Here is a 21,372-nt window from a genome sequence, read left to right as displayed (position 1 = left end):
TCTGATCAGGCTCTGATTATTATTTTTTTACGTTTAAACCAAAAAGCTCTAGCTTCCACTGACGGTTACCACGCTTTAAAGTTACAAATTCACTGTTGATGCTAGCTACTCGGTAGCCATTAAGTTTTGCTCCTGGCTCAACAATACGGTCGTTCAAAATCGCTACACAGGGCGTGTTTGGCTTGCAAACGATGCTATTGAGTGTTGGCAGACGATATTGTTTTGCTTTTGGCTTTGCTTGCTCAGTAGCTGGTTTCGTCCAGCCCAGCGGTGCAGTTGGGTCTTGGTTCGCCCAACAGCTGCCTGCAATAGAAACAAGCGCCAATGAGATAATGAGTTTCTTAACCACCAATAAACTCCTCTCGTGAACCTAGGGTGTAGACTTCCAATACAAGTTTTGCTTTTGGATAATCTTCGACTTTGTAGCTGAAGCTTCGCCAGTAATAACTTGCAGGCAAGCTTTCAAGTTTTGTTAGGTAATTAGCAATTGCAAAGTAGTCACCGGTAAGTTCCATACGAACTGGGTGCACGTAGTAACCTGAGTATTGCGACGCTTCTTTATCTTCCGTTATCGGCTCCGCAGGCAATGTCTGAAGTGACAATAGGTGAATGCCGCTTTGCTGCTCCAATACACTTTCTAACAAGCTCGCCATTTGAGAAGGCGTAATCAAGTGCTCAATAATTTCAGAAAGCTGCATCGATAGGTGCTGACTTTCGGTCAGCAATTGAGAAATAGCCTGATCAATCTCAGCGTTCGGATCTTTCTTTAATTGCGCTTGGATGCGTAAGATCTCGATTTCAGTCTGTTGATTGGTCTGTTTTAAGTTACGTAGCTGTTTGTCATTGCTGGTAACTTCATTCAGTTTCGGCTCTAACACCAAGGTAAACAGCAGCATTACGACAGTGACAAGACCACACAAGGCAATCAATACCTTTTCTCGTGCGCTCATCTCATCGAAGCGCTCTTCTAACGAGGACCAGAATTCGTTCATTTCTCTTTGTCTCCACGCGTCTTCAATTCAAAGGTCACAATGTTGTCTTCGTTACGACCAATCTTCACATCATCAAATGTACGCCCAACAAGGCTAATTTCATTTTTAAATTGGCTCACCCAGTTTGGGACTGAGCTTGGCGAACGAGCCAAGCCTTTGAGATCTAAAGTCGTATTGTCGATACGAATTTCAGACAAAGAAATGTTATTGCTGCCAAGTTTGGCAAGAGATTGCATCACGCCGGAGTAACCGGTGCGTTGTGAATCATCATATTTTCCGACCGCTTTTAGTGAGTCACGTTTTGCCTTCACCTCACGCTCTAAACGTGCTTTCGCCGCCAACTTGTTGGTATCCGGCTGGTGTTTACGCAACTTAGCTTGCTGGCGTGTCAGCTCTGATTTCATGATATCGCCACGACTTTTAACGATCGCGATTTCATCCTCAACGCCTTGGCTCTGCCAAGTAACATAACCGTAAGAAAAGAAAATCAGCGCGGCAGCGACACCCCAAGAGATAGCGACGTTTTTTAACGTAAGCAGGTTCTTCTTCGGCTTTAGAAAATCAGGGTAGAGATTGACACGTCGAGCACTTGATGTTGCTAATGCAGTATCAGCCAATACATGACCTGATAGCTCGTGCTCTTCTGCAAGCAATGGCGAAACTTTGGTACTTAAACGGTAGTTAAGCGACTCCACCAACTCTTTTTCATCTTCATCATCACAACAGACCTTAAGCTGATGCAATTGGACATGACGCAGTTGAGAAGAGAGGTAATCTATTGAACGCTGCAGTTCAAGCGATAGGCTATCCATCTGTAGGTCGCTTGACGGTACGCCTGTTAATGGAGGCGTGACGCTACGAATAGAACGATGGAAAGCAATAGTGTGCTCAACGAATGCGCTAATACGGAAGTGACCGCGCGCACTGCGTTGTAGAAGTAGGAAGTTGCCTAGCTCACCAGAGGTATCCCCCCAGATATCATCCTCAGGAATAATTGCTTCAAGCGTTAATTGAACTCTGTTTGCAAGCAGTACGATCTTGTCGAGGATTTTGCGCGAAAGCACATAAGCTTGAACTTTATTTGAGTTAGGTAACTCTGCGGCATCGGCAATAATGTCGATAGCACGTTCAGAAATAAGTTCTTTTAACAGAAACGGCAACGCCGACGGCCACTCATTGCGCGGCATCGCAGGCTTGTCAATTTGATACATCTGGTAATAGTTGTGAGAAAGCACAACTGCCAACGAGTCGTAGGAACTGGCAGCAACACTGAGTGCTTGCTCACAAGCTCGCTCCCAATTTGATTCTGTGATCTCAAATTTGGATGGTCGACTGCTTTTCGTTGGTGATGATAAATAAACTGCGTCTGGCTGAATGACCAAAAAGCACGTGCGGCCACCAACCGATGACCGCTTGAGCTTATCGAGTACTGCTTTAAAATCCATGATTATTATCTTTATTTTTTTCGCCAGCGATTTCTGCGTCCCAATTTTACTTGAGATTCAGATTGAGAAATGACCGTTGGTTTGGATCTAGGTAGATACTGCTCTTCTGGAGAGAAATAACGTCCCTGCCCGCCATGAACCCCTAATTCATTTAGGGTGTTCAATTCGTGCTTATTCTCAATTCCCACTGCTATTATTTTTGTTTTACTGTTTGCGGCCGCACCCAACATACTGCGAACAAACAGCTGGTTCTCATGTCTCTGATCGATTTTTGTTACCAAGCTGCGATGAAGCTTAAGGTAACGAATGTCTACTTCTTTTAAATAATGGGTGCTAACGATCGTGCGTCCCGCTTGCCCAATCATGACGTGACATTCTAAACCGGCCAGCATTTTAGCGACTGGTCGCATAAAGTCTAAGTGTCTTACAAATTGTGCTTCCACAAACTCAAAGATGAGACACTTTCTTTGCTCACGTGACAACTGTAAGAGTTCATCACGGAACCATTTGAAGTATTCTCGATGGCCAAAAGGCACAACATGCAGATTAACGACATAACACTTGGAACTATCAAAGCTATGTTTAAAATCTTTTAAGAATTTATGAACAACAGCACGATCCATTTGTGCTTCATAGCCAACTTGTCGAACAGCAGAAATAAAGCGAGACGCTTTAACAATGCCATTTTCCGGATCGCGAATCCGACATGTTAACTCTTCATGTAATGGTTTTTTATGCGCTACATCACTTATTGAATAGGCCGATTGTGCGTAGAGTATCACATTTTCAGATGTGAGTGCTGAATCAAATAGCGTACGCCATCTCACACTACCGCGAGCTTCTTCGTCGTGGTTCCACTTCTTAAAACGACTCCAGTTGTTATTATTCTGTAACTGAGCACTACGCAATGCGGTTTCAGCTTCATCAATGATTTGGCTATGACGTTCGCCCTCTTTGTACATGGTGATACCGATATGACACCAGTTGTCAGAATCGAGAGGGTAAGGAGGATGAAGCTTTTCTAATTGGCGAATGCATTGAGACGCCAAGTTTGCGACATCTTTTGCCGCTTGATGAGGTAAGAACAGGGCAAAATCAGCATTGTAGTAGCGTGAGAACACGACATCGGGATAACGCTGAACCAAGTTTGAAAGCAAACTGCCCACTTCAACAATAAACTCATCACAAGTTTGTTTATCTTGCTCTTCTTCGACAGACTTCCAGTCTTGGATACGAATCAGCATCACTGAACCACGAGCACCACTTTCCAACAAAGCAGATTCAAGCTTGCTATCAAACAGCACACGATTTGCGGTACCGGTGAGCTTATCGAGAAAGGTTTGAGTACGAATAAAGGTATCAAAGCGGCTGCGCTCTTGGCGCGCATCTTGAAGTTCTTCGATCAATACATCTAGCGCTTCACTGGCTGTATATGGCCATTCTCGCTCATCACCTTTGGCGTATTGTTCGACTCGCCCTGCTAAGATCATGCGTCCACGCTCTTCAAGCATTTCCGATCCTGCTAGCTGTTCTTTGAGCCATTTAACACCACGCATTAAACAGAAAATGATCAAAATGACCGCTAGCGTGATCGACCAAAGTGCTTGCATCGAATAGCCGTAGCCTAAATATGGAGGAATGGCTTTGAAGTAGATGGTGTAATCTTGGTTATGATTGAGCTGATACTCGTGCTCAAACAAAACGGAATTATCCATCTTATGGGAAGTATCTTTGAAGCGATAAACCACAGCATTGTTGGTTGAGAGCGTCATTTCAACAATGTTACTTGCTTGCAGCATCTTTGGCATCCAACGTTGCATCGAATACGCTGCGTCAGGATCCTCCATCTCTTTATCAACAACTTCTACGATCCCTTCCAAATAATGGTTGAGATACTCTTGTCCTAGTCGTTTGAAAGAGAGGGTGCCACCGACAAACAAGATAAACATTGCGCAAATAACGATCATGGTGACAAAGGCCACCAGCCGCGTGCTTAGCTTAAGAGTTGGGGTATACCTCATGAATACCAAATTCCTTTTCTATTCATCATATACCTTGTTGAAATATTTATACTTGATAAGCGTTCAGTAAACAATCGCATTCGTGTGAATGTGAGAAGCTGAGGCGGAAAGAAACAAAACATCATTCGATATTTGAGCGTTACTGTCTTTTAATTACAAATTGAAATGATTGAGCCCACGATATAGGCGCGAAGATAATAAAAAAGCCGCGAAATTCGCGGCCTTTTAAACTCAATACTGAATCGACTTAGAACGGGATATCGTCGTCGAAGTCCATTGGTGGCTCGTTGTATTGCTGCTGTGGTTGCTGCGGAGCCTGTTGTTGTTGCTGAGGAGCATTGTATTGCTGCTGCTGAGCTGGCTGTTGAGGCTGACCCCAACCACCTTGCTGTTGCTGTTGTGGCTGACCACCGCCCATAGGTGCGCCACCTTGAGCACGACCACCAAGCATTTGCATTACACCATTGAAGCCTTGAACAACAACTTCTGTTGAGTAACGGTCTTGACCACTTTGGTCTTGCCATTTACGAGTTTGAAGCTGGCCTTCAACGTAAACTTGAGAACCTTTACGTAGGTACTCACCTGCTACTTCAGCAAGTTTGCCGAATAACACAACACGGTGCCATTCTGTTTTCTCACGCTGTTCGCCAGTCCCTTTGTCACGCCATGACTCAGAAGTTGCAATTGTGATGTTTGCTACTGCACCGCCATTAGGCATGTAACGAATTTCAGGGTCGTTACCTAGATTCCCCACCAAAATAACTTTGTTAATTCCACGGCTGGCCATGATGTGCTCCGTTTCACTCTGGATCTATATAAAATTTTAGCGCATAAGAATACACGCTTTGATGTTTTGATTAAAGCCTAATCCCCATTGTCTTCTGTGACAACAGTTGGTGGAATCGAAATCTCACTTCAACCTCTAGGCGTAGCATTTTTGATTCGTTTTGCAGACATCGTTTCGTGAACCTTTGAATCTCAACGCATTTCTCCTCCCTTCCTATAGCTCTGAGTGATAATTGATGCCAACGTATCCGCGTTTTCGAACTCAAGAAACTTTACTCAAGGAGATTAAGGCGCGTGAAAAAATCGGCTTATGCGAGAAAACTTTTTCTGATCAGCATGGAAGATGGTGCAGCGAAAAAGGTCGAAGCTCTGGAAAAATACACTGACATCAACATCCCTGTCATTTCGACTCAAGCTTTGATGGAAGCCAACCCGAAACACCGCAATAAAATCTTATTGATCGACTTTAGTGAACATAAAGAACTGGTTCAATCGATCAAAAATCTGCCGTTGATCTGGAAAAATTTTGAAACAGTGGTGTTCAATGTACCTAAGCGTTTGACTACGGATGAATTGCTGACATTTGGGCAATTGAAAGGCATTTTCTACCAAGATAGTTCTTTAGAACAAATTGGGGAGGGTTTAAAAGAGATCGTAAACGGTCAGAACTGGTTGCCTCGTAATGTGACTAGCCAACTCCTGCATTATTATCGTAATGTCATCAGTACCCACACAGCGCCAGCCACCGTCGATTTGACCATTCGTGAGCTGCAAGTCTTACGCTGCCTTCAAGCGGGTGCATCGAACAATCAAATGGCGGAAGAGCTATTCGTTAGTGAGTTCACCATCAAGTCACACCTGTACCAAATTTTTAAGAAGCTCTCAGTAAAAAACCGCGTACAAGCCATTGCTTGGGCTGACCAAAATCTGATGTCATAAAACTAGATGCGCGACACAAATTCACAAAGACATTAGTTGCTCATGCTTCTTTAGGCTCCGATTCTCAGATTTTTTCCTACTTAATTCATGATTCATATGCATCTCTCGTGTTAAAGTTATGCCCAGATTCTTGATTAAAAAATGAGAAAGGATATTCCCCCGATGATTAAAAAATGTCTGTTCCCTGCAGCGGGCTATGGTACGCGCTTCCTCCCTGCGACCAAGTCTATGCCTAAAGAGATGATGCCTGTAGTGAACAAGCCACTGATTGAATACGGTGTAGAAGAGGCGATTCAAGCTGGTATGAACGGCATGTGTATCGTGACTGGCCGTGGTAAGCACTCAATCATGGACCACTTCGATAAAAACTACGAATTGGAACACCAAATCAGCGGTACGAATAAAGAAGAGCTGTTGGTTGATATCCGTGAAATCATTGACTCAGCAAACTTCACCTACATCCGCCAACGCGAAATGAAAGGTCTAGGTCATGCAATCCTAACTGGTCGTGAACTTGTTGGTGACGAACCATTTGCTGTTGTACTGGCTGATGACCTTTGTGTGAATGAGCAAGAAGGCGTACTGGCTCAGATGGTAGCCCTCTTCAAACAGTTCCGTTGTTCAATCGTTGCTGTTCAAGAGGTTCCAGAAGAAGAAACCCACAAATACGGTGTAATCTCTGGTGAGATGATCAAAGATGACATCTACCGTGTAGACGACATGGTTGAGAAACCAGAGCAAGGCACGGCGCCAAGCAACCTAGCGATCATTGGTCGTTACATCCTGACTCCAGATATTTTTGAGCTGATCGAAAACACAGAACCAGGTAAAGGCGGCGAAATCCAAATCACTGACGCTCTGCTAAAACAAGCAAAAGCAGGCTGTGTATTGGCATACAAATTCAAAGGTCAGCGTTTCGACTGTGGTAGCGTTGAAGGCTACATCGAAGCAACAAACTACTGCTTTGAAAACCTATACCTAAAAGACGAAAAGAAGTCTGAGCTAGGCAAACACGCAACTAAAAAAGAAGCGTAACCAACTCAAACTGATTGATGAGAAAGCCCAGCTTAATGCTGGGCTTTTTGTTTACTGTTTTTTTGTCCAGTATTTTCTTTGCACATTTCTCACACTATGTAATACTTGCGTCACTTGGTTATACATAGAGCAAAAACGATGGATAAAATAGAAGTTCGTGGTGCCCGCACCCATAACCTCAAAGACATCAACCTCACTATCCCCCGCGATAAACTGATTGTCATTACTGGTTTGAGTGGTTCTGGTAAATCCTCTCTCGCATTCGATACTTTATACGCTGAAGGTCAAAGACGTTACGTAGAATCGCTATCAGCTTACGCACGTCAGTTTTTGTCTCTAATGGAAAAACCAGATGTTGACCACATCGAAGGTTTATCTCCTGCGATCTCGATTGAGCAGAAATCAACATCACACAACCCGCGCTCTACCGTCGGTACCATTACCGAAGTGTACGACTACCTGCGCTTGCTTTACGCTCGCGTTGGTGAACCTCGTTGTCCGACGCACCATACGCCTCTTGCCGCTCAAACCATCAGCCAGATGGTCGATAAAGTCTTAGAGTTACCAGAAGGCAGCAAAATGATGCTGCTTGCTCCTATCGTGAAAGAACGTAAAGGTGAGCATGTAAAGACTCTAGAGAACCTCGCTGCTCAAGGTTTCATCCGCGCACGTATCGATGGTGAAACTTGTGACCTTTCTGATCCACCGCCGCTAGAGCTACACAAGAAACACACTATTGAAGTGGTTGTGGACCGCTTTAAAGTACGCCCAGATTTGCAGCAACGTTTAGCTGAATCGTTCGAAACCACGCTAGAGCTTTCTGGTGGTATTGCTGTTGTTGCACCAATGGATGGCGACGGCGAAGAAGTGATTTTCTCAGCCAACTTTGCTTGCCCTATTTGTGGCTACAGCATGCAAGAACTTGAGCCTCGTTTGTTCTCGTTCAACAACCCTGCTGGCGCGTGTGGCACTTGTGATGGTTTGGGCGTGCAGCAATACTTTGATCCAAGCCGAGTCATTCAAGATGAAACGCTTAGCTTGGCGCAAGGGGCGATTCGTGGTTGGGATCAAAAGAACTATTACTACTTTCAGATGCTGACAGCGCTGGCGGATCATTACGGCTTCGATCTTCACGCACCGTTTAATTCTCTACCAAAGAAAACCCAGGACATCATTCTTAAAGGATCGGGGCGTACTGAAGTTGAGTTCAAGTACATTAACGATCGCGGCGATATCCGCGTTAAACGCCATCCTTTTGAAGGGATCCTGAATACACTTGAGCGCCGTTACCGCGATACGGAATCTAACTCGGTACGTGAAGAACTTGCGAAATACATCTCTACGAAATCTTGTTCAAGCTGTGGAGGTACACGTCTACGCCTAGAGGCACGTAACGTCTTTATTGCCGATACGACACTACCGGAGATTGTAGAACTCAGCATCGCCGACGCATTGGAATTCTTCCATTCTTTGAAGCTAGAAGGTCAACGTGCCCAAATCGCTGAAAAAGTGATGAAGGAAATCAACGATCGCCTGCAGTTCTTGGTTAACGTTGGTTTGAACTACCTCAACTTATCACGCAGCGCGGAAACCCTATCGGGTGGTGAAGCTCAACGTATTCGTTTAGCGAGCCAAATTGGTGCTGGTTTAGTGGGTGTTATGTACGTTCTGGATGAGCCATCTATTGGCCTCCACCAGCGTGATAACGAACGCCTATTGAAAACCCTGACCCACCTAAGAGATTTGGGTAACACAGTGTTAGTGGTTGAGCACGATGAAGATGCGATTCGTTGTGCTGATCACGTGATCGATATCGGTCCAGGTGCAGGTGTACACGGTGGTAACGTGGTCGCTGAAGGTACGATGGAAGAGATCATCGCCAACCCGAATTCACTGACTGGTCAGTACCTCAGTGGCGCGAAAGAGATTGCAGTACCAAAAGAGCGTACGCCACGCGATCCAAAGAAAACCGTTGAACTACTTGGCGCGACTGGTAACAACTTAAAGAATGTTGACCTTTCCGTTCCTGTTGGCTTGTTCAGCTGTATTACTGGTGTATCCGGCTCAGGTAAATCAACGCTGATTAATGATACCTTCTTTAAGATTGCTCATACCCAGTTGAATGGTGCAACAACGGCTCACCCTTCACCATATAAAGTAATCAAAGGCTTAGAGCACTTCGATAAAGTTATCGACATTGACCAAAGCCCTATCGGTCGTACACCACGTTCAAACCCAGCCACTTACACGGGAATCTTTACTCCGATTCGTGAACTGTTTGCGGGCACGCAAGAGTCGCGCTCTCGCGGTTACAAACCGGGGCGCTTTAGCTTTAACGTTCGTGGCGGTCGCTGTGAAGCCTGTCAAGGTGACGGCGTAATCAAAGTAGAAATGCACTTCCTACCAGATGTCTACGTTCCTTGTGATGTGTGTAAAGGTAAGCGCTACAACCGCGAAACACTTGAAGTACGTTACAAAGGCAAGACCATTGATGAAGTACTGGAAATGACGGTAGAAGATGCACGTACTTTCTTCGATCCAGTACCTGCGATTGCTCGTAAGCTGCAAACTCTGATGGATGTAGGTTTGTCTTACATTCGCTTAGGTCAAGCAGCAACGACGCTGTCAGGCGGTGAAGCTCAGCGTGTGAAACTGGCTAGAGAGCTGTCTAAGCGTGATACAGGCAAAACCTTATACATTTTGGATGAACCGACAACAGGTCTGCACTTCCACGATATCCAGCAGTTATTAACCGTACTGCACCGTCTGCGCGACCACGGAAATACCGTTGTCGTCATTGAGCACAACCTCGATGTAATTAAGACGGCAGACTGGATTATTGACTTAGGTCCTGAAGGTGGACAAGGCGGCGGTGAAATCATCGCACAAGGAACGCCTGAAGATGTGTCCCAGATCGAAGGTTCGCACACAGCTCGCTTCCTTAAGCCTATGTTGAAGTAGAAAAAACAGGTAAAGTACAAAGACCAGCCAATGCTGGTCTTTTTTCATTCAAAACAACACAATAACTATGGCTACTATACACGTCAGTGGAACTAAGCTTTCTCCAGGTAAGGTGCAAGTTCCTCTTAACCGCAAGTTTCTCATCGCGTTAGCAGCACTCTTTCTGCTGGCGATGCACTTCTTCATGCCTAATCCGGGTGGCTCTGGACTAGCACTATCTTTTAATGCGACCACGTGGATTGCGTTCAGCTTTGCACTTGGTATTGGCTGCTACCAACTTGCGACCAATCGTGTATTACGCTATTCCAAATTAACAATTGGTCTGTTGATCAGCTGTATCATAATGACGCTGCCTATCTTCTACCCCAATGCGGATAGTGCGCTTGCGGCAAATAAGCTGATTGGTCTGTGGTGTGGCATGTTGTTCTTCATCGTGCTGCAGCAATTCCATTTCAGTAACAAGCATCGTCAGCGGTTATTGTGGTTTATTGTGCTTGCCGTCGTTATCGAAGCGATTTTCGGTTTAACGCAATATCTTTACCTTAAACCAGGAAACGTATTTGGATACGACACGGTAGCTAACCGCCCTTATGGCATCTTCCAGCAACCTAATGTCATGGCGAGCTTCCTGGCAACTGGTTTAGTTATCGCAAGTTACCTGCTTGTCCGTCAACCTTATAAATACTCACGTAAACTTAGCGATATCTATCTGCTTTATGCTGTGCCAGTACTGACTCTACCGTTGATTGTCGCCTTGGCATCTCGAACGGGATGGCTTGCTTCTATCATCGCAATCCTACTAGTCATTCCGTATATGTACCGCTTCGCAACCAAAGCAAGGTTTGTGCGTTGGGCACTCGCAATGGCAACAGGATTGGCCTCATCTATTGTGATCATGCAAATCGCCTTTCCCGATGGAAGCGGATTAGCCAGCGAAAAAGTGAACATGGAGTCACCACGTGCTTACACCTTCCCACAAACCTTGGACATGGTGATTGAGAAGCCATTCACTGGTTACGGTTACGGTAAGTTTGAGTCAGAATACATGCTATACACTGCACGCCAGCATGCACTTAATGAAAGCTATCCTGCGGGCTTGCCATCGATGGACCACCCGCACAATGAATTGTTGTACTGGGCAGTAGAAGGCGGATTGTTGCCAATTCTGGGTATATTTTTGGCAATGGCGCTAGTGCTATATCGCATCTACCAAGCCAAACGCGGTACTCGCTTAGCACTGTTGGCTCTGTTTATTCCAATCGTGCTGCACTCACAATTAGAATACCCCTTCTATCATTCATTGGTGCATTGGCTGATCTTTGTGATTCTGCTTTATTGGGTCGACCAACGAGTGTCTCGTTACCGCCAAGTACCGTTTAGCAAAGTAACCAAAAGTTTATTGCGAGTATGTAGCCTAGTCATTCCAGCAGTGTTTACTTTCTATATGGTTAGCGCATTGCACACTAACTATGTCTTAACCAAGTTTGAAACTACGCGCCCAACCAACCCGGATATTTTGAATCAGGTGACAAACCCTGTGGTTTGGAAAGATCGTTTCGACTGGGATGTATACACTACTTTCTTAAACATCGGTTTATACAAGCAAGATCCAACTTTGATTCAGCCTTACATTGATTGGTCTTTGGAAATCATTAAAGACAAGCCACGCCCAGCGTTTTACAACAACTTGATACTGGCATATCAAGGGTTGGATGACACAAGCAAGGCAGAACAAATTCGTGCAGAGGCACAGTTCCTGTTCCCTAAAATTGATTTCAGTGGCGTCAACTATCAGCCACCTTCTCAAGCCATATCTGCTTCACCAACACCGACTTCAGGAGCTGAGCAATAAATACAAAAAAGCGAAGGAATAACCTTCGCTTTTCTTTAGCTCATTACCGAGTCGATTTATTCAGTCAGTGACTCTTCTAAAGCTCGCAAACACAAAGCTACATTTTCAGGTCGAGCACCATAGCCCATCAAACCAATTCGCCATGCTTTACCAGCCAGTGCACCAAGACCTGCACCAATCTCTAGATTGTAGGTTTCGAGTAAGTGATTACGCACTTTTGCTTCATCAATTCCTTCAGGGACATAAATCGCATTCAATTGCGGTAGTCGATACTCTCCTTCTACCACAAATTCAAAGCCTAGTTTTTGCAGACCTGCTTTGAGCTTCTCGTGCATTAACTGGTGACGCGCCCATGCATTTTCTAAACCTTCATTTTTAAGGATAAGTAGAGCTTCATGCAGCGCATACAAGCTGTTCACTGGCGCCGTGTGGTGATAGCTGCGTTTGCCTTCTCCACTCCAGTAACCTAATACTAAGCTTTGATCCAAGAACCAGCTTTGAACCGGTGTCGTTCTTGATTGAATCTTCTCAATAGCTGCCGGAGAAAGCGTCACAGGCGATAAACCTGGAACACACGAAAGACATTTTTGGCTGCCCGAATACACTGCATCTAACTGCCACTCGTCAACTTTAAGAGGTACACCACCAAGCGAGGTCACAGCATCAACAATCGATAACAGACCGTATTGCTTCGCGAGTAGACCCAGAGCTTGTGCATCACTTACCGCGCCTGTCGATGTTTCTGCATGAACAAAAGCAAGAATCTTCGCGTCAGGGTGCTGCGTTAATGCTTCTTCAACTTTATCGACAGATACAGGGGTTCCCCACTCATCATCGACGACAACCGCTTCACCACCAGCACGAACCACGTTTTCACGCATACGCTCACCGAAGACACCATTACGGCAGACGATGACCTTGTCGCCCTTTTCTATCAGGTTAACGAAGCACGTTTCCATGCCCGCACTGCCTGGCGCAGAAACTGCGATAGTAAATTCATTTTCCGTTTGGAAAGCGTATTTAAGCAGCTGTTTTAGCTCGTCCATCATAGCAATGAAAAGTGGGTCTAAATGGCCAACTGTTGGTCGGCTAAGCGCTTGTAAAACTTGAGGGGAAATATCAGATGGACCAGGTCCCATCAAAATACGGTGTGGGGGAATAAAGCTTTGGATCGGCATGTCAGCTCCTTGATTGCAGTCATTCATCCTGAGCGTTATAAAAGTTCTATTCAAAAGGTTGGCTCAGGTATCGAAGTTTTCACCCTAATAGATTTTTCCTCTATCGGCAATTAGCCCTAAGTATAGAGGTCAAACCACTGTCACAAATTCGTTAATAAAAACTTTCATTCTGGTTGAGATATTGGTTGACAATGTGACAGCAAAACCGTTCAATGTTTAAGCTTTATGCAGAAGAGGAGCACTGCCCAGGCAGGTGATTTGTGGAGCCGCAATTCCAATACCAATCACTCAGGGGGAGTAGTGCCGAGGTAAGTCAAAGTTGCAGGATTTGACTTGTCGGTTGACTTGGGTTGAATCCCATCAACTGTCATCAGCGCCGTATGATGAAGAGCTTCTGAGGGTAAATTTTCAAATTACATTCTAACTACCTCTCTATTTGCTCTGTTCCTTTCCTCACCAAACATTGGATGTATTAGGCAACCTATTAATTTGTTGTTATTTTTTCAGGAAGTCGTGGGAGAACGCAGTGAGCGCATTTAACGTAGCAAAATTCGGTGGAACCAGTGTTGCCAACTTTGAGGCAATGAGTCGTTGCTCTACTATCATAGAAAACACCCCAAATACTCGCCTTGTGGTTAGCAGCGCTTGCTCAGGTGTCACTAACCTCTTGGTTGAACTGGCAAATGGTGTTCAAGACCAAGAACATCGTGCGGAAGTACTTCAGAAACTAGCAGGCATCCACGAATCGATTCTGTCGCAACTTGAGGACGCAACCGAAGCTGCGGCAGAGGTTTATTCGATTCTTGATACCGTCACCAGTTTGGCAGAGGCCGCTTCAATCCAAGCAAGCACTAAACTGACCGATCATTTAGTCGCTTGTGGTGAATTAATGTCGACTCATATCCTTGCACAACTAATGCGAGAGCGTGGTGTGAACGCAGTTCGTTTTGATATTCGCGACGTGTTAAAAACCGATGGGAATTTTGGTCGAGCTGAACCTAATGTCGAGACCATTTCACAACTAGCACAAGAAAAGTTAGTCCCACTTTGCCAAGAATACGTGGTTATCACCCAAGGTTTTATTGGCTCAGACGAAGAAGGTAATACCACTACGCTTGGTCGTGGCGGCAGTGACTACAGTGCAGCACTCATTGCAGAGGGTGTGAAAGCAGCAGGTCTAGAGATTTGGACTGACGTTCCGGGCATCTACACTACAGACCCACGCATCGCTTCAAAAGCAGCGCCAATCCCAGAGATCAGCTTTAGCGAAGCATCAGAGATGGCAAACTTTGGCGCAAAAATCCTGCACCCTTCAACGCTAGTTCCTGCACTTCGTCACGACATTCCTGTATTCGTTGGATCATCTAAAGAGCCGGAAAAAGGCGGTACATGGATTCGCCACCAAGTAGAGAGCTCACCTTTATTTCGAGCACTTGCTCTTCGCTGCAACCAAACCATGGTGACATTACGCAGTGCGAACATGTTCCACGCGTACGGCTTCTTAGCCAAAGTATTTGAGATCCTAGCGAAGCACAAAATCTCAGTAGATCTGATCACTACATCTGAAATCAGTGTGTCACTCACTCTTGATCAAACAGACACGTCTGGCGGTGCTCCTCAATTGCCACAAGCCGCGCGTGAAGAGCTTGAAGAGCTATGTAAGGTAGAGGTGGAACACGATCTATGTCTCGTCGCTCTGATTGGTAACAACATGAGTGAAAGCAAAGGCTACGCGAAGCAAGTATTTGGCACGCTAGAAGACTTCAACCTACGTATGATCTGTTACGGAGCAAGCCCGCATAACCTGTGCTTCCTTGTTCACGAGTCTGTATCTCGCCAAGCGATCCAAAAACTGCACACCGAGTTGTTTGAGCAATAAGATACTTTGATTCACTAATAAACAAGGGCTGCACATGGCAGCCCTTTTAGTTTCAAGATAGTTTGGTTAACCGTTAATGTTGGGACCTAACCATTTCTCCGCTTCGATCCTATCCCAGCCTTTGCGATCAGCATAGCTTTGCAACTGATCCTCTTGGATCTGAGCGATCGCAAAGTAACGAGAATCAGGATGCGAGAAGTACCAACCCGAAACGGATGCACCAGGGTACATCGCATAGCTCGATGTCAGTGACATGCCAATGTTTTCTTCAACATTCATAAGCTCCCAAAGCGGTCCTTTCTCAGTATGCTCTGGACATGCTGGATAGCCAGGAGCAGGACGAATACCTTGGTATTTCTCACGAATCAGTTCTTCATTCGACAGAGCTTCATCCACAGCGTAACCCCAAATCTCTTTGCGCACACGCTCATGTAGATACTCAGCAAATGCTTCCGCCAGACGGTCCGCTACCGCTTGGATCATGATGGCATTGTAATCATCACCCTGTGCTTTGTATTCGTCAGCAAGTTCGCGTTCACCGATACCGCCGGTTACAGCAAAAGCACCAACCCAATCGCGCTTACCAGACTCTTTCGGGGCAACATAATCCGACAGGCAGTAGTTGAAGCCTTTTGGTTTCTCCGTCTGCTGGCGCAAGTTATGCAGCACTTTCGCCACTTCTGTACGCGATTCGTCGGTGTAGACTTCGATATCATCACCCACGCTTGCTGCAGGAAACAGACCACACATGCCTCGCGCTTTGAGTAACCCTTCACGCTCAACACGATCTAGTAGTTCGTTAGCATCTTTATACAGGCGTTGAGCCTCTTCACCCACTTCTTCATGGTCAAAGATTGTTGGATACTTGCCGACTAACGACCAAGTCATAAAGAAAGGCGTCCAGTCGATGTACTTACGCAAAGTAGATACTTCAAAGTCATCAAAGATATGGATGCCCGGCTTCACCGGAGCAGGAGGCGTATAGTTATCCCAATCAATCGCGACTTTGTTCGCTCGTGCTTCTTCTAAAGTAACAGGCTTAGTGCGCGGCTTCTTACGGTTATGCTGATCACGTACGCGTTCATAATCCACGTCAAGTTTCTCAACAAAGCCAGGACGAAGTTCGTCTGAAAGTAATGATGTACATACACCAACCGCACGAGAAGCGTTATTGACGTAAACCACAGGATGTTTGTAGTTCTGCTCAATCTTAACCGCCGTATGCGCTTTCGATGTTGTCGCACCACCAATCAGAAGCGGAAGATCAAAATCAAGACGCTCCATTTCTTTGGCGACATGCACCATTTCATCAAGGGACGGAGTGATCAAACCAGACAGACCAATGATGTCGACGTTTTCTTCTTTGGCTACCTTGAGGATCTTCTCACATGGCACCATGACGCCAAGATCGATGATCTCGTAGTTGTTACATTGTAGAACCACGCCAACAATGTTCTTACCGATATCGTGCACGTCACCTTTTACCGTAGCCAACAAAATCTTACCGTTGGAAGAACCTGCTTGCTTCTCTTTATTGATAAAAGGCTCTAAGTGCGCTACGGCTTGCTTCATAACACGCGCAGATTTCACTACCTGAGGAAGGAACATCTTACCTTCACCAAATAAGTCACCCACCACGTTCATGCCGTCCATCAATGGACCTTCAATGACTTCAAGTGGCTTAGAGGCATTGAGGCGAGCTTCTTCGGTATCTTCGACGATAAACTCAGTAATACCTTTAACCAGCGCATGCTCCAGACGTTTTTCTACCGCCCAGGTACGCCACTCTAGTGCAGAAGCATCTTCTTCTTTGCCTACACCCTTTCCGGCATATTCTGCTGCAATATCAAGTAGCCTCTCGGTAGAATCATCACGACGGTTAAGAACCACATCTTCTACCGCTTCACGCAGTTTGTCTGGAACGTTATCGTAGATCTCTAACTGACCCGCATTAACGATGCCCATGTCCATACCATTTTTAAAACAGTGGTATAGGAACACCGCATGAATCGCTTCACGAACGTAGTTATTGCCGCGGAATGAGAAGGAAACGTTAGACACACCACCGGAGATCATCGCGTGAGGCAAGTCACGCTTGATGTCTGCAACCGCTTCGATGAAATCCACGGCATAGTTGTTGTGTTCTTCGATCCCCGTCGCAACTGCAAAGATGTTCGGGTCAAAGATGATGTCTTCTGGTGGGAAGCCGACTTCATCAACCAAGATACGGTAAGCGTTAGTACAGATTTCTAGCTTACGTTCACGTGTTTCTGCCTGACCAACTTCGTCAAACGCCATAACGATAACTGCGGCACCGTATCGACGAATCAGTTTTGCTTGCTCAACAAACTTCTCTTTACCTTCTTTCAAAGAGATGGAGTTTACGATGCCCTTGCCCTGAATACACTTCAGACCCGCCTCGATCACCTCCCATTTAGAAGAGTCGACCATGATAGGCACTTTGGAGATCTCAGGCTCAGATGCGCATAGGTTTAGGAAGCGAACCATACACGCTTCTGCATCCAACATGCCTTCATCCATGTTGATGTCGATGATCTGAGCGCCGTTCTCAACTTGTTGGCGAGCAACCTCTAGCGCTTCATCATAGAGCTCTTCTTTGATCAGACGTTTAAATCGAGCAGAACCAGTAACGTTAGTGCGCTCGCCCACGTTGATAAATAGCGTCTCTTTTTCAATAGTAAGAGGCTCGAGACCGGATAAACGACAAGCAACCGTAAGCTCAGGCAAATCTCGAGGTTTCACACCTTCAACTGCCATTGCCATATGGCGAATATGCTCTGGCGTGGTACCACAACAACCACCAATTAGGTTGAGGAAACCACTCTCCGCCCACTCTTTAACGTGTTCCGCCATATCTTCTGGCGAAAGGTCATATTCACCAAATGCATTCGGTAGACCCGCATTTGGGTGAGTAGAAACAAAAGATTCCGAAATACGAGAAAGCTCTTCTACATACGGGCGCAGTTCGTCAGGACCAAGCGCACAGTTCAAACCAAATGAAATCGGGTTAACGTGACGAAGAGAGTTATAGAAGGCTTCCGTAGTTTGACCTGAGAGGGTGCGTCCAGAAGCATCGGTAATGGTACCGGAGATCATAACTGGCAACTCGATACCTAATTCTTCGAAGACGCTATCAACTGCGAAAGCACAAGCTTTAGCATTAAGTGTATCGAAAATGGTCTCGATCAGAATAAGGTCAGAGCCACCTTTGATCAGCGCTCGAGTTGATTCTGAATAAGCTTCAACAAGCTCATCGAAGCTGACGTTACGATAGCCCGGATCGTTTACATCAGGGGAGATAGAACAAGTACGGTTTGTTGGACCAAGCACACCCGCGACATAACGTGGGCGCTCTGGCGTTTTTGCCGTCCACTCATCAGCGGCTTCACGCGCAAGCTTTGCAGCGGCAAAGTTGATTTCCTCACTCAGGCTTTCCATCTCATAGTCAGCCATCGCAATCTTCGTCGCGTTAAAGGTGTTAGTTTCAAGAATATCAGCGCCTGCTTCTAAGTAAGCGCTGTGAATTTCCTTAATCAATTGAGGCTGAGTGAGCACCAACAAATCGTTGTTGCCTTTTAGATCACAATGCCAATCCGCAAAGCGCTCTCCTCGATAGTCTTGCTCTTCAAGTTTATATCCCTGAATCATGGTGCCCATACCACCATCGATCAGCAAGATACGTTGCTTTAATTGAGCTTCAATCTGTTGTCTTACATTACTTCCCACAGTACAGCCTCATTCCTTTAGTTATCTCTCCATCCTATCACACAAATTAAAGGAGTCTAGACGTCTAAAATACGAATTACTGATTATTTTGTCTCCGTCGAGTTACAAAATAATCTCGAAAAAATGTTTGCTATTTAGTCAACATCGTCCGAGAATTCCATTCATAAAATGTTACAAATAGAGAGCTCTATGTCGGTCTATCATACTTTATGTTTTCTATCTGCAGCGGCAATGGTTATTGCCTTTGTAAACAGTAAGATAGGAAAGATGCAAACCACCATCGCAATCACTGCCGGTTCGATGATTCTTTCACTCCTCATTCTAATCGCAGGTCAAAATGATTGGTTTCATCTCACCGAGATAGCGACCGAAACTGTTACCAGCATTAACTTCGAGGATTTTCTTCTTAAAGGTATACTCGGATTCCTACTTTTTGCCGGTGGTTTGGGTATCAAACTCCCTAACCTCAAAGATCAAAAATGGGAAATCACCGTACTCGCTTTAGGTGCAACACTCTTCTCAACCTTCTTTATCGGTTTTGTACTTTACGGCTTCTGCCAAGTTATCGGCATTCAATTTGACCTCGTCTACTGTCTGCTCTTCGGTGCGCTTATCTCCCCAACCGACCCGATTGCTGTACTCGCCATTGTTAAAAAGCTTAATGCACCAAAACGAATCTCTACACAGATCGAAGGTGAATCTCTGTTTAACGACGGCTTTGGTCTGGTAATTTTCGTAACACTATTCACCATCGCCTTCGGTACTGAAGCACCTACCGTTGGCAGTGTGACACTTCTATTTGTTCAAGAAGCGATTGGTGGCATCGTTTATGGCTTCGTACTAGGTCTTATTTTCCACTACTTAATCAGCGCCACTGATGACCACTCAATGGAGCTATTGCTTACTATTGGTGTGCCAACCGCTGGTTATGCATTTGCGGAATACCTTCACGTTTCGGGTCCGCTTGCAATGGTGGTATCAGGCATCATGATCGGTAACTGGACACGCTTTATTGGCTTCTCTAAAGAGAGTGAAGATCATCTAGACCACTTTTGGGAGTTGGTCGATGAGTTCTTGAATGGCGTGCTATTCCTTCTGATTGGTATGTCGATGCTGCTGTTCGAATTCCACAAAGAAGACTGGATTATGATGGCAATTTCAGTACCACTAGTACTTGCTGCTCGTTATCTAAGTGTGTTCATTTCTTACATTGGGTTTAAGCGCTATAGAAAATATAATCCATGGTCTATTAAGATCTTAACTTGGGGTGGCTTGCGCGGTGGCCTCGCTCTAGCTATGGCGCTATCAATCCCATCGGGTATCTTAGTTATTCCAGAGAAATTGATTGATGTGAAAGAGATCATCATGGTGATGACCTACTCGGTGGTCGTATTCTCAATCCTGATTCAAGGCTCCACCATTACGCCAATGATCGAGAAAGCGAAACAAGCTGAGAAAGAAATGGAAGCAGAAGGCTCAGTTGAACCACAAGAAGCAAAAGCTTCTCAAGAGTAAGTACTTCTACAATTTTCAAACTAGGCAGCTATTTGGCTGCCTTTTTTATGCCTAAAACCTAGGGTATCTAAAGCCAAAACAATAAACTAAAGCCTATTTCCCTCCCCCTTAGCTCTAGTAATTTCATGCAGCGCTTCTTAATCCTTAATCATGTACACAGACCGATGTAACACTAAGAGGAGAGTCGACAGTAGCTTGCCAAATTGAAAAGAAGAAGTTCTCCCTCCCCCATACTATAAGAACAACTCCAAAGCTTAGCCGTTAATGAATGATGGAATATAGGGTCTTCTGATTAAGGCCTGCTTTACAGGAATAAGTGAAGACGAGACTAGCGAGAGCTATGGAGCTTATCGACTCAAACATCAAAATCATTACTAGATTAAGATAGGGCATTCTAAATGAGTTGATAAGTCCGAAACGTAGATTACATGCTAACTAAGCTTTATTAGAGAATTAACAAGCCCATAGATACGAAAAGTCCAAGGCGCTCTTTCACATCGTTATTTAGTGTTTTTCTGAATAAGAAAAATTAAATCGGAAACGCTTGAAGGAGCACTCGACTAAGAGAACGTCTTTTGGGGATATGCTTCCTAAAAGGGGATGTCATTATACTCTAGAAAGAACAAAAGCCAGTCCAAAGGCTGGGTTTCTAAATAATCTAAATAAGTAGCAGAGCGACTGAACTTGCACTCAATTAATACTCACTACTCGTAGACCAGAATAATATCGCAAATACGGAAAGACCCCAGCACTTCTGCTGGGGTCTGGAGTAAATAGGAGAGTCGGCGGGGACGTCTAGTTTGGGGTTGTGGCTATGGGACTAGTTTCCTGAAAGGGAAAATTTCTTTGCTCTTAAACGACAAAACCCAGTCCGAAGACTGGGTTTCTAAATAAGTGGCGGAGTGGCTAGGCTTGCACTCAATTGGACTCGTTGGTCGCAGAGCAAAATAATAGCGCAAACGAAAAAGCCCTAGCATTTCTGCTAGGGCTTTGTCTGAATAAATGGCGGAGCGGACGGGACT

General features: G+C 45.2%; 13 protein-coding genes and 1 riboswitch. Of the genes, 6 read left to right on the top strand and 7 right to left on the bottom strand.

Features of this window, described 5'->3' with window-relative positions; all coding sequences use genetic code 11:
• Positions 1 to 19: 19 nt before the first annotated feature.
• From KIT90_RS17650 to KIT90_RS17630, 5 genes are all read right to left on the bottom strand, one after another.
• Positions 20 to 349, bottom strand: a complete 330-nt coding sequence (locus KIT90_RS17650; RefSeq protein WP_009707662.1) for a hypothetical protein — start codon at positions 347 to 349, stop codon at positions 20 to 22.
• Entirely contained in the window at positions 342 to 992 is a 651-nt protein-coding gene (gene gspM / locus KIT90_RS17645) for a type II secretion system protein GspM (protein WP_009707663.1), read from the bottom strand. The genes KIT90_RS17650 and gspM overlap by 8 nt, the downstream gene beginning before the upstream one ends.
• The gene (locus KIT90_RS17640; protein ID WP_285377835.1) at positions 989 to 2,437 is read right to left on the bottom strand and encodes an MSHA biogenesis protein MshI; all 1,449 of its coding nucleotides are present in this window, start codon (positions 2,435 to 2,437) and stop codon (positions 989 to 991) included. The genes gspM and KIT90_RS17640 overlap by 4 nt, the downstream gene beginning before the upstream one ends.
• A gap of 11 nt (positions 2,438 to 2,448) precedes the next feature.
• Entirely contained in the window at positions 2,449 to 4,458 is a 2,010-nt protein-coding gene (gene csrD / locus KIT90_RS17635; protein WP_020195913.1) for an RNase E specificity factor CsrD, read from the bottom strand.
• 247 nt (positions 4,459 to 4,705) lie between these two features.
• Positions 4,706 to 5,245: a single-stranded DNA-binding protein gene (locus KIT90_RS17630; protein ID WP_005438106.1), complete on the bottom strand. Its 540-nt coding sequence runs from the start codon at positions 5,243 to 5,245 to the stop codon at positions 4,706 to 4,708.
• A gap of 293 nt (positions 5,246 to 5,538) precedes the next feature.
• Here KIT90_RS17630 and KIT90_RS17625 point away from each other — a divergent pair, with 293 nt between their 5' ends.
• From KIT90_RS17625 to KIT90_RS17610, 4 genes are all read left to right on the top strand, one after another.
• The gene (locus KIT90_RS17625; protein ID WP_009707667.1) at positions 5,539 to 6,183 is read left to right on the top strand and encodes a LuxR C-terminal-related transcriptional regulator; all 645 of its coding nucleotides are present in this window, start codon (positions 5,539 to 5,541) and stop codon (positions 6,181 to 6,183) included.
• A gap of 162 nt (positions 6,184 to 6,345) precedes the next feature.
• Positions 6,346 to 7,218 (top strand): UTP--glucose-1-phosphate uridylyltransferase GalU, encoded by an 873-nt coding sequence (gene galU, locus KIT90_RS17620; protein WP_009707668.1) that lies wholly within the window; start codon positions 6,346 to 6,348, stop codon positions 7,216 to 7,218.
• Between the two features lie 138 nt (positions 7,219 to 7,356).
• The gene (gene uvrA, locus KIT90_RS17615) at positions 7,357 to 10,179 is read left to right on the top strand and encodes an excinuclease ABC subunit UvrA (RefSeq protein ID WP_285377833.1); all 2,823 of its coding nucleotides are present in this window, start codon (positions 7,357 to 7,359) and stop codon (positions 10,177 to 10,179) included.
• Positions 10,180 to 10,246: 67 nt separating this feature from the next.
• Entirely contained in the window at positions 10,247 to 12,031 is a 1,785-nt protein-coding gene (locus KIT90_RS17610; protein WP_285377831.1) for a PglL family O-oligosaccharyltransferase, read from the top strand.
• 56 nt (positions 12,032 to 12,087) lie between these two features.
• Here the strand turns inward: KIT90_RS17610 and KIT90_RS17605 are convergent, their stop codons facing one another.
• The gene (locus tag KIT90_RS17605) at positions 12,088 to 13,209 is read right to left on the bottom strand and encodes an alanine--glyoxylate aminotransferase family protein (protein ID WP_285377829.1); all 1,122 of its coding nucleotides are present in this window, start codon (positions 13,207 to 13,209) and stop codon (positions 12,088 to 12,090) included.
• Between the two features lie 223 nt (positions 13,210 to 13,432).
• Positions 13,433 to 13,611, top strand: a riboswitch (Lysine riboswitch).
• A gap of 124 nt (positions 13,612 to 13,735) precedes the next feature.
• Between KIT90_RS17605 and lysC the strand changes: the two genes are divergently transcribed.
• A complete protein-coding gene (lysC, locus tag KIT90_RS17600; protein WP_285377827.1) occupies positions 13,736 to 15,088 on the top strand; it encodes a lysine-sensitive aspartokinase 3 in 1,353 nt (450 codons plus the stop codon).
• 66 nt (positions 15,089 to 15,154) lie between these two features.
• On the opposite strand, the gene metH is transcribed toward lysC, so the two are convergent.
• Positions 15,155 to 18,835, bottom strand: a complete 3,681-nt coding sequence (gene metH, locus KIT90_RS17595; RefSeq protein WP_285377825.1) for a methionine synthase — start codon at positions 18,833 to 18,835, stop codon at positions 15,155 to 15,157.
• Between the two features lie 189 nt (positions 18,836 to 19,024).
• On the opposite strand from metH, the gene KIT90_RS17590 reads away from it, so the two are divergent.
• The gene (locus KIT90_RS17590) at positions 19,025 to 20,350 is read left to right on the top strand and encodes a sodium:proton antiporter (RefSeq protein WP_009707674.1); all 1,326 of its coding nucleotides are present in this window, start codon (positions 19,025 to 19,027) and stop codon (positions 20,348 to 20,350) included.
• Positions 20,351 to 21,372 lie beyond the last annotated feature (1,022 nt).

Origin of the sequence: Vibrio sp. B172a (assembly GCF_030248355.1) — a bacterium.
GTDB lineage: Bacteria > Pseudomonadota > Gammaproteobacteria > Enterobacterales > Vibrionaceae > Vibrio > Vibrio owensii.
This window is presented reverse-complemented; position numbering and strand designations above follow the sequence as displayed.

Bases quoted from the DNA above. Each gene is read 5' to 3' on its own strand.
- gspM (WP_009707663.1), bottom strand. From the start codon at position 992: ATGAACGAATTCTGGTCCTCGTTAGAAGAGCGCTTCGATGAGATGAGC.
- KIT90_RS17640 (WP_285377835.1), bottom strand. From the start codon at position 2,437: ATGGATTTTAAAGCAGTACTCGATAAGCTCAAGCGGTCATCGGTTGGT.
- csrD (WP_020195913.1), bottom strand. From the start codon at position 4,458: ATGAGGTATACCCCAACTCTTAAGCTAAGCACGCGGCTGGTGGCCTTT.
- KIT90_RS17630 (WP_005438106.1), bottom strand. From the start codon at position 5,245: ATGGCCAGCCGTGGAATTAACAAAGTTATTTTGGTGGGGAATCTAGGT.
- galU (WP_009707668.1), top strand. From the start codon at position 6,346: ATGATTAAAAAATGTCTGTTCCCTGCAGCGGGCTATGGTACGCGCTTC.
- uvrA (WP_285377833.1), top strand. From the start codon at position 7,357: ATGGATAAAATAGAAGTTCGTGGTGCCCGCACCCATAACCTCAAAGAC.
- KIT90_RS17610 (WP_285377831.1), top strand. From the start codon at position 10,247: ATGGCTACTATACACGTCAGTGGAACTAAGCTTTCTCCAGGTAAGGTG.
- KIT90_RS17605 (WP_285377829.1), bottom strand. From the start codon at position 13,209: ATGCCGATCCAAAGCTTTATTCCCCCACACCGTATTTTGATGGGACCT.
- KIT90_RS17590 (WP_009707674.1), top strand. From the start codon at position 19,025: ATGTCGGTCTATCATACTTTATGTTTTCTATCTGCAGCGGCAATGGTT.